Source organism: Aquipuribacter sp. SD81, from assembly GCF_037153975.1.
Lineage (GTDB): Bacteria > Actinomycetota > Actinomycetes > Actinomycetales > JBBAYJ01 > Aquipuribacter.
Map to the genome: position 1 here is coordinate 78,370 of NZ_JBBAYJ010000019.1, position 10,481 is coordinate 88,850.

General features: G+C 77.4%; 11 protein-coding genes. 5 read left to right on the plus strand and 6 right to left on the minus strand.

Features of this window, described 5'->3' with window-relative positions:
• Nucleotides 1-23 precede the first annotated feature (23 nt).
• Nucleotides 24-182, minus strand: a complete 159-nt coding sequence (locus WAA21_RS12505; protein ID WP_336923146.1) for a hypothetical protein — start codon at nt 180-182, stop codon at nt 24-26.
• Nucleotides 183-325: 143 nt separating this feature from the next.
• Here WAA21_RS12505 and WAA21_RS12510 point away from each other — a divergent pair, with 143 nt between their 5' ends.
• Together WAA21_RS12510 and WAA21_RS12515 are read left to right on the plus strand one after the other, a co-directional pair.
• Nucleotides 326-961: a phosphoribosyltransferase gene (locus WAA21_RS12510; protein ID WP_336923147.1), complete on the plus strand. Its 636-nt coding sequence runs from the start codon at nt 326-328 to the stop codon at nt 959-961.
• Between the two features lie 131 nt (nt 962-1,092).
• Nucleotides 1,093-1,788, plus strand: a complete 696-nt coding sequence (locus WAA21_RS12515; protein WP_336923148.1) for a hypothetical protein — start codon at nt 1,093-1,095, stop codon at nt 1,786-1,788.
• Here the strand turns inward: WAA21_RS12515 and WAA21_RS12520 are convergent.
• The 3 genes from WAA21_RS12520 to WAA21_RS12530 are packed head-to-tail and all read right to left on the minus strand — an operon-like array spanning nt 1,778 to nt 4,000.
• A complete protein-coding gene (locus WAA21_RS12520) occupies nt 1,778-2,626 on the minus strand; it encodes a DNA-formamidopyrimidine glycosylase family protein (RefSeq protein ID WP_336923149.1) in 849 nt (282 codons plus the stop codon). The two genes, WAA21_RS12515 and WAA21_RS12520, sit on opposite strands and share 11 nt — an antisense overlap.
• A 3-nt stretch (nt 2,627-2,629) precedes the next feature.
• Nucleotides 2,630-3,325: an SDR family oxidoreductase gene (locus WAA21_RS12525; protein ID WP_336923150.1), complete on the minus strand. Its 696-nt coding sequence runs from the start codon at nt 3,323-3,325 to the stop codon at nt 2,630-2,632.
• Nucleotides 3,326-3,373: 48 nt separating this feature from the next.
• Complete coding sequence (locus tag WAA21_RS12530) at nt 3,374-4,000, minus strand: hydrogenase maturation protease (RefSeq protein WP_336923151.1); 627 nt, start codon at nt 3,998-4,000, stop codon at nt 3,374-3,376.
• Between the two features lie 131 nt (nt 4,001-4,131).
• Between WAA21_RS12530 and WAA21_RS12535 the strand changes: the two genes are divergently transcribed.
• From WAA21_RS12535 to WAA21_RS12545, 3 genes are read left to right on the plus strand one after another with little or no spacing between them, the layout of a single operon-like run.
• A complete protein-coding gene (locus tag WAA21_RS12535; RefSeq protein ID WP_336923152.1) occupies nt 4,132-5,286 on the plus strand; it encodes an AI-2E family transporter in 1,155 nt (384 codons plus the stop codon).
• Nucleotides 5,287-5,316: 30 nt separating this feature from the next.
• Nucleotides 5,317-6,429 carry a WD40/YVTN/BNR-like repeat-containing protein gene (locus WAA21_RS12540; RefSeq protein WP_336923153.1) on the plus strand — a complete coding sequence of 371 codons (1,113 nt, stop codon included), beginning with the start codon at nt 5,317-5,319 and terminating at the stop codon, nt 6,427-6,429.
• Nucleotides 6,426-6,722: a MoaD/ThiS family protein gene (locus WAA21_RS12545; protein ID WP_336923154.1), complete on the plus strand. Its 297-nt coding sequence runs from the start codon at nt 6,426-6,428 to the stop codon at nt 6,720-6,722. Before WAA21_RS12540 ends, WAA21_RS12545 begins: the two co-directional genes overlap by 4 nt.
• Before the next feature lie 77 nt (nt 6,723-6,799).
• On the opposite strand, the gene WAA21_RS12550 is transcribed toward WAA21_RS12545, so the two are convergent.
• Both WAA21_RS12550 and WAA21_RS12555 read right to left on the minus strand, forming a co-directional pair.
• Entirely contained in the window at nt 6,800-9,376 is a 2,577-nt protein-coding gene (locus tag WAA21_RS12550; protein ID WP_336923155.1) for a M14 family zinc carboxypeptidase, read from the minus strand.
• A 180-nt stretch (nt 9,377-9,556) separates the two neighbouring features.
• Nucleotides 9,557-10,481, minus strand: a 925-nt coding sequence (locus WAA21_RS12555; RefSeq protein WP_336923156.1) for a putative sulfate exporter family transporter, incomplete at its 5' end; no start/stop codon positions are given.

The window sequence follows — 10,481 nt, forward strand, 5'->3', positions numbered from 1 at the left end:
CGCGGGGCGGTGGCGACCAGGGGTCAGGCGGCGGAGCCGGGCACCTGCCCGCCCGCCGCGACGGGCACCACGCCGGCGACCGCGGCCGGCACGGTGTCGACGGGCGGCGCGAGCCGGCGCCGGGACCGCTCCGGGGCGGTGCCGTCGGCCTGCTGGGCGCCGGGGCGGACTGTCACGTGCATGGGCTCCCGTCGTCCTCGCGGTCACGTGCCGCCGCACGCTAGGCGACGCGTCACCGACGCGGGATGGACCTGGGTGCACAGTCCCCGCCGGGCCTGGTGCCGCTGCCGGCGCGGCGGGACACTCGGGCGGGGAGGTGGCCGGCGTGAGGTACCGCGACCGTGACGACGCGGGGGAGCGGATCGCGCCTGCCGTGGCGCACCTCGGTCTCGCGCGCCCCGTGGTCCTCGCGCTGCCCCGCGGCGGGCTGCCCGTCGCGCGTCCGGTCGCCGCGGCGCTCGGGACCTCCCTCGACGTCGTCGTCGCCCGAAAGGTGACCCTGCCGGGTCACCCGGAGGTCGCGGTCGGGGCGGTGGCCGAGGGCCGCGCGGAGCCCGTCCTGACGCCGGCGGCGCACGGGCTCGGCGAGCGCGTCGTCGCGGCCGCGGTGGCCGGGGCCCGCGAGGAGGTGGCCAGGCGCGCCCGCGCCTACCGCGGGGAGCGCCCGCTGCCGCCGACGACGGGGGCGGACGTCGTGCTCGTCGACGACGGGCTGGCGACGGGGGCGACCGCGCACGCGGCGCTGCGGCTGCTGCGCTCGACGGGCCCGCGGCTGCTCGTGCTCGCCGTGCCGGTCGGCCCGCCCGACGTCACCGAGGAGCTCGCGCGCCTCGCCGACCACGTGGTGTGCCCCCTGCTGCCGGGCGACCTGCGGGCCGTGAGCCTCTGGTACGAGCGTTTCGACCAGCTCGACGACGACGACGTCCGGGCGCTGCTGCCGCCCCGGGACACGGCCGGCTGAGCGGCCCGGGGCCGCCCGGGGACGGTCGCGTGTCGGTCCCGTGACGAGTACGTGAACAACCGCCGTCGGAGGGGACGCCTGCCGCGTCCGCCGGTCACGATGGCTCCGGTCGCCGGCCGCACGCGCCGGCGGTGGACGCGGAGGGGGACGGCATGACGGTGGTCCGCGAGACGGTGGCCGGCGGGGCCGTGGTCGACGGGACGGTGGCCGGCGGGACCGTGGTCGACGAGACGGTGGCCGGCGGGACGGTGCCCGAGGGCGCCACCGACCTCCTCACGAGGCCGCTCGCGAGCGGGACCCGGGTGCGGCGCGGAGCGGTCGCAGCCGCACCCACGCCCGGGTGGCGGTTCGCGGTCGGTCTCGGCGCCCGCTACGCCGTCCGCGCCGCGCTCGTGCCGTCCGTCCGCGTGCCGGGGCTGCCGGCCGGCGTGCGCGGGTGGGTGCTGCACCGGCGCTCGTGGCGGCAGGAGCTGTGGCTCGCCGACCCCGCCGACGGCACGGCGGGCGCGCCCCGGACCGTGTCGGAGACCGTGACCACCGTCGTCCTGACCGCCCGCGCCCAGCTCGTGCGCGTCGTCACCACCGAGGTGCGGGGTGCCGGGCGGGACGACGACGACCTCGCCGTCGCCGCGCCCGCCGCCGACGAGGACCTGCTCGCCCTCGACGTGCCGACGCAGCGGCGGGAGCGGCGGTTCCGGGCGGGACGCGTGTGGCACGTCGAGGTCGACGACGCGCCCGTCGCCCTCCCGCCGAAGCTGGAGCCCGGCGCGGGCGTGCTCGCCGCGATGGCCCGGGCCACCGGCACGACGCCGGCCGTCACCGTCTGAGGCCCGCCCCGCCGGTCCGGCCCGCCTCGGGTGCGGGGCCGGGCTGGCAGCGCGGGCACCACCACGTGCGCCGTCGCTCGGCGTCGCCCGGAACCTCGGCGACGACCCGCACGGTCGTCCCGCAGCGCAGGCACGGCCGCCCCGCGCGGCCCGACACCCAGTGGTCGTGCCCGGGCCGGGGGTCGCCCGTCGTCACCTGCGCCGTGCGCTGCCCGGTGCCCGCCCCGGAGACCGAGAAGCGCAGCAGGCGCGCGGCCAGGTCCACCAGCGGCGGCAGGTCCACCTCACCGACCGGGGTCCACGGCGAGCGTCCCCGCAGGAAGCACAGCTCGTTGACCCACAGGTTGCCGAGCCCGGCGAGGTTGCGCTGGTCCAGCAGCGCCGCCGCCAGCGGGCGCGCGGGGTCGGCCGCGAGCCGCCGGACGGCCTCCGCCGGGTCCCAGTCCGGTCCCAGCAGGTCGGGGCCGAGGTGACCGACGACGTCGGCCTCCCGCGTGGTCCGCACCAGCTCGACGACGGGCATCCGCAGCGCGTACGCGGTCGGCCCGTCCGTCGCGAGGACCACGCGCACGTCGGGCTGCAGCCGCCGCGGCAGCACCTTCCCCGCGCGCACGACGGACCACTCGCCGTCCATGCGCAGGTGGGTGTGGAGCGTGACGTCGCCGTCGAGCCGCGTGAGCAGGTGCTTGCCCCGGCTCACCGTCGACAGCACCCGACGCCCGGCGAGCTCCGCCGTCGCGTGCTGCGGCACGCGGAAGTCGCTGCGGACGAAACGGCGCCCGCTCAGCCGGTCGTCGAGGCGGCGAGCGACGCGCCAGACGCTGTCGCCCTCCGGCACGCCTCAGCCCCGGTCGCTGCCCACGGCCGCCCGGACGGCGTCGTCGACGGGCTCGTCGCCCGCGACGAGCTCGAGCACCGTCCGGCGCCCCGCACGGCCGTCGACCGCGGCGCCGAGCAGCGCGACGAGCACCGCCGCGACGTCGTCGCGCGGCACGTCGCCGGCGTCGACGGACCGGGCGAGGCGGACCCGACCGCCCGCGGGGGAGTCCGTGAGGTGCCCGGGGCGGAGCACGACCGCGTCGAGGCCGTCGCGGGCGAGCACGTCGTCCTCCGCGGCGAGCTTGGCCCGCAGGTAGGCGAGGAACACCTCGTCCACCCCGTCGGGCGTGGCGCCGTCGCGGACGCCGTCCGCCCCCATGCTCGACACGAGGACGTAGGCCCGGACGCCCGCCCGCTCGGCCGCGTCGGCGAGCAGGACCGCCGCGCCCCGGTCGACGGTGTCCTTGCGCGCGGTACCGCTGCCCGGTCCCGCGCCGGCGGCGAAGAGGACCGCGTCGGCGCCCTGGACGACGGCGGCGAGCGCGTCGGCGTCGACCCGCTCGAGGTCGGCGACGACGGGCACCGCGCCGTCCTGCTCGAGGTCGGCGACGTGGTCGGGGTTGCGCACGATCCCCACGACCTCGTGCCCGTCGGCGACCAGCCTGCGCGCCGTCAGCCGCGCGACCGCACCGTGCCCACCTGCCACCACGACCCGCATGGCCCCATGGTGGCCGCGGGACGAGGGCGCTGCTACCCGACCCGGGTGCTACCTGAGGCGACCGAGCGGGCCGCGGGTCAGCAGCAGGTCCCGGTCCCCGTCGTCGCCGGGGGCCTCGTCCGCCTCGCGCAGCCAGTCCGGCTCCGGCACGTGGGTGCCCGTGATGCGCCCGAGCACCGACAGCACGAAGCGCGCGGCGGGACGCACGCACGCCTCGACGTCCCCGGTCAGCCCGACGCGCTCGTCGGCCGTCACGACCTCGCAGCCCACGAGCACGGTGCGGGGCACCAGGCGCCGGGCGGCGTCGACGAGGGTGGTGCCGGCGGGGGCCTCGCCGCGGGGCGCGTCGAGGTCGTGCGACAGGGTCACGGTGCGCCGGTTGTCGAGGTCCACGACGCGCAGCGAGCCCGGACAGCCCCGCTCCGGCAGCGCGTCGAGGACGACGAGCCCGTCCCACCCGCGCTCGAGGTCCGCCAGCAGCCGGTCCGTCGCCGTGCCGTAGTAGGCGACCTCGACCCCGGCGGGCAGGACGTCGCGCGGCAGCGAGCGCAGGACGTGCGCGGCGAAGCCCTCGTCGCCGTGCTCGGTGTCACCGAGCGCGGCCACGAGCACGTGCGGGCGGCCACCTGCGCCGTCGCTCGGCGGGGCCGTGGGTCCGTGGGCCGTCGCGGTCATCGTGAGCCTCCTCGCTCGACGCACCAGGCGCCCTGCTCCCACGGTAGGCGCGGTGCCGCCGGGCGGCAAAGGCCCGCAGCGGCGTCGTGTCCCGGCGCGTGCCGCCCGGCCCGTGCGGGTAGACACGTCCCGTGCCCGACGACGACCCGCCGCCCGCGACGCCGCCGACCGACGGCCCGGCCAGGTGGCCGCGGCTGCCCGCGCCCCCCTGGCTCGTGCGCGCCGCGACGGTCGCGGGCCTGCTCGCGGTGGTGGGCGGGGCGGCCTGGCTGCTCGGTCAGCTCGTGTCGGCGCTCACCACGCTGCTCGTCGCGCTGGCGGTCGCCGCCCTCGTGGCCGGCACGTTCGCGCCCCTGGTGAACCGGGCCGACCGGCGGGGCCTGCCGCGGTGGGTGTCCTCGCTCGCCGTCGTGGTGCTGCTCCTGGCGGTCGTGGGCGGTCTGGGGGCGCTGCTCGGGGCGAGCCTGGCCGAGCAGGCGCCACAGCTCGCCGACCGGGTGCAGCAGGCCACCCAGCGCCTGCCGGAACCGCTCCGGGCGGCGGTGCCGGAGCAGGTGCAGCCCTCCGGCGCCTCGGACGGCTCGCAGTCCTCGGGCGGCTCGCGGCCCCCGGAGGGCTCGCAGTCCTCCGGCGGCGCGCTCGGGCAGGCCGCGTCCGCGGTGTCCGGCGCCTTCGAGGTGCTCGTCGGGGTGTTCCTCGCCCTGGCGTTCGCCTTCCTGTTCCTCAAGGACGGCCGCTCGATGTGGCGCTGGACGCTGCGGCGCGTCGCGCCCGGTCCGCGGGCACGCGTCGCCCGCGCCGGGACCGCCGCGTGGCACACCGTCGGCGCGTACGTGCGCGGTCTCACCGTCGTCGCGGTCTTCGACGCGGTCGGCATCGGTCTCGGGCTGCTCGCGCTCGGCGTCCCGCTCGTGCTGCTGCTCGCCGTGCTGCAGTTCGCCCTGTCGTACGTGCCGACGATCGGGGCGCTCGTGGGCGGGGCGCTGGCCGTCGCGGTGGCGCTCGTCGACGGCGGCGTGACGACGGCCCTGCTCACCCTCGTGCTGGTCGTCGTCGTCCAGCAGGTCGGCAACGACGTCATCGAGCCGTGGGTGATGGGCCGCAGCCTGCGCCTGCACCCGGCGGTCGTGCTCGTCGCCGTCACCGCCGGCGGCCTGCTGTGGGGCATCGCCGGGGCGCTGCTGTTCGTCCCGCTCACCGCGGCCGTCGCGGCCGCCGTGCGGGAGGTGTACGCGGAGACCCGGTCCGCCGACGACGGGGGCACCGGGACCGCGCCCGCGCGATGAGTTCCGCGCGCCGGAGGCGTCTCGTCCTGCATGACGACTCTGCTCGCGATCGGCACACGCAAGGGGCTCTGGCTCGCCACGAGCGAGGACCGGGTGACGTGGCGGGTCTCGGAGCCGCACCTGCTCATGCACGAGGTGCCGGCCGTGGCGCTGGACACCCGCGACGGACGCACCCGCGTGCTCGTCGGCACCCGCTCGGAGCACTGGGGTCCGACGGTCGTGCGCAGCGACGACCTCGGCGCGACCTGGCAGGAGCCCGACCACGGGGCCATCCGCTTCCCCGAGCCGACCGGCGCGTCGCTGGAACGGGTGTGGCAGCTGCGCCCGGACACCGCCGGGCGCCCGGGCGTCGTCTGGGCGGGCTGCGAACCGATCTCCGTGTGGCGCAGCACCGACGGCGGTGAGCACTTCGACCTCGTGCAGGCGCTGTGGGACCACCCGCACCGGGGCGAGTGGGGCGCCGGCTACGGCGGTGCGGCGGCGCACACCGTCCTGCCGAGCCCGGTCGACGACACCGTGCACGTCGCCATGAGCACGGGCGGGGTGTACCGCAGCGACGACGGCGGGTCGTCGTGGCGCGCGCGCAACGTCGGCATCTCCGCGTACTTCCTGCCCGGCCCGGCACCGGAGTTCGGGCAGTGCGTGCACAAGGTGGCCCGCGACGCCGGGGACCCCTCCCGGCTGTACGCGCAGAACCACCACGGCGTGTACCGCAGCGACGACGCGGGCGACACGTGGACGTCGATCGCCGACGGCCTGCCGAGCGACTTCGGGTTCCCCGTCCTCGCCGACCCCCTGACGCCGGGACGGGTGTGGGTGGTGCCGCTCGTCGCCGACGGCGAGCGGGTGCCGCCGGGCGGACGGCTGGCCGTGCACCGCTCCGACGACGCCGGGCGGACCTGGACCGCGCACGGCGACGGTCTGCCCGAGGGCCACTTCAACGCCGTCCTGCGCGACGCCGCGTGCGTCGACGACGCCGCGGTGGCCGGCGCGGGACGGACCGGGGTGTACCTCGGCAGCCGGTCGGGGCAGGTGTGGGCGTCCGCGGACGCCGGCGCGACGTTCACCGAGGTCGCGGCCGGGCTGCCGGACGTGCTCTGCGTGCGGGCGGCCGTGCTGCCGGAGCTGCCGGGGCTGCCGTGAGGGTGCTGCTGCGCGTGCCGAGGGCGCTGGCCACCGACCTCGGCGGGGCGCGCGAGGTCGGGCTCGACGTGGTCGGGTATGCCGGCGCGGCACCGACCGTCCGCGACGTCCTCGACGCCGCCGCGGCCGCGCACCCCGCCCTGGGACGCCGCCTGCGCGACGAGCAGGGTGGGCTGCGCCGCTTCGTCAACGTCTACCTCGCCGGCGAGGAGGTGCGCCGGCTGCGGGGGCTCGACACCCCCGTGCCCACGGGCACCGACGTGGACGTCGTCCAGTCCGTCGCGGGCGGCTGAGACGCCGGTGGCCCGGGAGCGGGTGCTCCCGGGCCACCGGTCGTGCGTCCGGACGGCTCAGCCGACCGGCCCGCCCGTCACCACCACAGGCCCTCCGCGACCTGCGTGAACAGGCCCTGCGGGTGGGCGCGGTACAGCGGCTCGGTGCCGAACAGGGTGACGTCGGCGCCGCGGGCGCTGCCGCTCACGACGACCGGCGCCCCGGCCCAGGCGGCGGAGCCGATCCAGTGCCCGGCGATGACGAACGAGCCGTCGCCGAGGCGCTGGTCGACGCGCGCCCCGGCCGGGACCGAGGTGAAGGGCCGCGGCGGCGACACGAACGACACCTCACCGGCGTCACCGGTCACGGGGCTCGCCGGGTCGTTGACTACCCGCACGGTCCCGTTCGCGTCGCTGCGGACCTGGCCCGCGGCCGGCGTGGCGCTGTTCGTCGTGCTCGCGACGGTCGCCGCGAGCAGGTCCGCCCGGGTGCTGAACAGGGCGCCGCCGGCGCCCCGGCCCACGACGTTGTGCCCCTCGGCGAGCCACGCCGAGAACGCCGCCTGGGCGGTGGCGTCGAGGGACTGCGGGTTGAAGGCCGTCGACGACACGTAGAGCGCGTCGAAGTCGTCGAAGGCGTACGAGCCGTCGTTGAAGCCGGTGTGGCTGACGGGGGTGACGTCGAAGCCCATCGCCCGCAGGGCGAACAGCTCGTCGTTGAGGCCGCTGACCCCGAGCCGGGTGCCGCTGAAGGGCGCCGCCGCCGCGACGTCGGCCGGGCCCGCCACCGAGAAGGCGACCCCGAGCTCCCGGGCGACGGCCCGGACCTCGGCCGCGTCGCCGCTCACCACGAAGCCGCCGTCCTCGAGCCGGCCCAGCGCGAGCCCGGCGGTGGCGAGGCGGTTGACGGCCTGCACGCCCTCGAGCGAGTCGACCTCGAAGCGGTAGCCGGCGCGCCGGCCCTCCGGGAAGGAGCCGGTCGGCACGGTGGAGGAGACGTCGACGAGCTGGTTGACCGGCATCCGCCCGGTCTCCTCCACGACCTCGACGCTCGCGCCCCACAGGTCCCCGAGGCTCCAGCCGGAGATGTCGTACATGGTGGGGAACTCGTCGCTCACGTCGCGGCCGGGCTCGAGGATGGTGCTCGCGAGCCCGCGCTTGGCCTGGTGCATGTCGACGACGTAGGAGCCCGCCTCGAACCGCTCGCCGCCGATGCGGACCGGCGTCTTCGCGACCGTCACCGCCACGTCGTTGTCCACGAGGAACTGCACGAGCCGGGCCGCGGCGGTGTCGCTGCGCTGGGCGTCGCCGGCGGGGACGACGTAGGCGCGCGGGAACTCCTTGGTGAAGGTCTCGTCGTTCGTGCCGGCCGCGAGCGACAGGGCGAGCTCGTCGTCGACGGGGCGCGTGCCCTCGCCCGCCGCGCCGCGACGGAACAGCTCGAGCTGGTCCGCCAGCAGGGTGTCGCCGTTCTCGGCCACCCAGCCGAGGTTGCCCTCCATGGCGCTGAGCGCGACGCGGGTGTTGACGGCGGTCCGGCGGTGACGCTCCTCGACGCTCAGCTGGCTGCTGCGCGGGTTGAGCGGGAACTCGATCGTGTGCCCGATCGCGCCGTGGTACATCGCGTACATCGGCGTGAAGATCGGCGGCCAGTCGTCCCAGCCGGTCGTGCGGTTGCGCCACGGGATGTCGAGCTGGGTGGCCTCGACGCTGCCCTGCCAGTTCGGCAGGTCGGGGCCGACCTCGGCGAGGATCTCCGCCTCCATCGCGAGCGCGTTGCGGATGGCGTTGCGGATGTAGAGGTCGTACTCGTAGTTCTCGCCGTGCGGCCCGGTCGTCGGCTCGATGAGGGTGCCGCCGACGTAGCCGTGCAGGTCGATGAACGTGAGCGGGTTGTACCGGATGATCTGGTCGCGGACCGTCCGGACCTCCGGCTGCGACTGCGTGATGTGGTCGCGGTTCATGTCGAAGCCGTTGCCGTTGGCGCGGGTCGCGTTCACGCGGCCGTCGGGGTTGTTGCTCATGACGACGGCGACCACGTGGTCCTCGAGCAGCTGCTCGACCTCGGGGTCGGTCGAGGTGGCCAGCTCGTCGAGCAGGCGGAAGGCGGCGTCCGTGCCCTCCCACTCGTTGCCGTGGATGTTGTTGTTGATGAAGACCGGCTTCTTCCAGCCGTCGTAGCCGCCGGCCTCGAACAGCGCGAGCGCGGCGGCCGGGTCCTCCGTCCGCAGGTCCGACAGCTCCTGCCAGTCGTCCCACTCGCCGTCGCTCATGGGCGACGTCGCGACGACCAGGTGCATGTCGCGGCCCTGCGTGCTCTGGCCGATGACCTCGACGCTGATGCGGTCGCTCGCCTGCAGCGCCCGCAGCCGCGGGGCGAACTCGTGGTACGGGATGAGGTTGAGCGGGATCGACGCGTCGGCCGGGTTCACCGGGACGTCCTCGATGACGTCGTTCCTCGGCTGCGCGGGCAGGTCGGCCTCACCGCGCTGGACGACGCGCGACAGCGAGGCCGTGCCGAAGGCGCGGCCCTGGGAGCGCTCCTCGGCGACGCGGGTGAGGACGTCGCCGTCCGGGTCGGTGGGGGCGGCCGAGGCGGAGGGCACGAGGGAGAGCGCGAGGGCGCAGGCGACGGAGGTCGCGAGCGCTCCCGGCACCCAGCGGGGGGACGGCATACGGGGGTCTCCTCGGGTCGTGGCCGGCGACGACGGCGGCGCCGGGCGGGGGCGGGTGCCGTCATCCTTCACCCGTCCGGACGGTCGGGACAAGGGTCGCGGGCGCCGGGCGGGACACCGGCCGCCAGCCGTTCCACGCCCGTAACACCCCCGTCACCGGAGGGACCGGACCCGACGGTCTCACCCGGGCAGCAGGAGCCGGACGAGCCCGAGGGCCACCGTGACGACCGCGACCCACGTGACGGCGCCGAGCACGAGCGGGCGGGCACCGGCGCGTCGGACCGCCGCCAGGTCGGTCCCGAGCCCGACGCCCGCGAGGGCGAGGGTGAGCAGCAGCGCGACGAGGGTCGGGGCGGCCGCGAGGACCGCAGCCGGCAGCAGACCGGTCGCGGCGAGCCCCACCGCGGCGGCGAAGAGCACGACGAAGCCCGGCACGCCGGCGCGCGCCCCCGCCTCGCGGTGGCGCCAGGCGAGCGCGGCGGTCAGCGGGACCAGGAGCAGCACCCGCACGAGCTTGACGACGGTCGCGACGGCGAGCGCGGCCGCGCCCCACGCGCCGGCGACGGCGACCACGGCGCTGGTGTCGGCCACCGTGGCGCCGACCCACGCCGCCGCGGCCGCGTCCGGCAGCCCGAGGCCGAGGGCGAGCAGGGGCAGCGCGAGCACGCCCGCGAGGTTCGACAGCACGACGACGCCGAGGGCGTAGGAGGTGTCGGCCGGTCGGGCCCGCACCACCGCCGACGTCGCCGCGACCGCCGAGGCCCCGCACACACCGGTCCCGGCGCCGATGAGCAGGCGCACGGTCGGCGGGACGCCGAGCGCGCGGCCCACCAGGTGCGCCGTGAGCAGCGCCGTGACGACGACCGCGGCCACCACCGGCAGCGCGCGCAGGCCGACGCCCGCGAGCGCGGACACCGGGACGGTGACCCCCAGGACGACGACCCCGGCCTGCAGCAGCCGCGACGCCGCCCACCGCAGCCCGGGCGCGACCGGGTCCGCGCTGCCGCCGGGCAGCTGCCGCAGCAGGGCCGGTCGCAGCGCGACCCCGAGCAGCAGCGCCGCGACGGCGGGGCCCGGCCACGGCGGCCCCGTCGCGCCCGCCGCG

Bases quoted from the DNA above. Each gene is read 5' to 3' on its own strand.
- WAA21_RS12505 (WP_336923146.1), bottom strand. From the start codon at position 182: ATGCACGTGACAGTCCGCCCCGGCGCCCAGCAGGCCGACGGCACCGCC.
- WAA21_RS12525 (WP_336923150.1), bottom strand. From the start codon at position 3,325: ATGCGGGTCGTGGTGGCAGGTGGGCACGGTGCGGTCGCGCGGCTGACG.
- WAA21_RS12530 (WP_336923151.1), bottom strand. From the start codon at position 4,000: ATGACCGCGACGGCCCACGGACCCACGGCCCCGCCGAGCGACGGCGCA.
- WAA21_RS12540 (WP_336923153.1), top strand. From the start codon at position 5,317: ATGACGACTCTGCTCGCGATCGGCACACGCAAGGGGCTCTGGCTCGCC.
- WAA21_RS12550 (WP_336923155.1), bottom strand. From the start codon at position 9,376: ATGCCGTCCCCCCGCTGGGTGCCGGGAGCGCTCGCGACCTCCGTCGCC.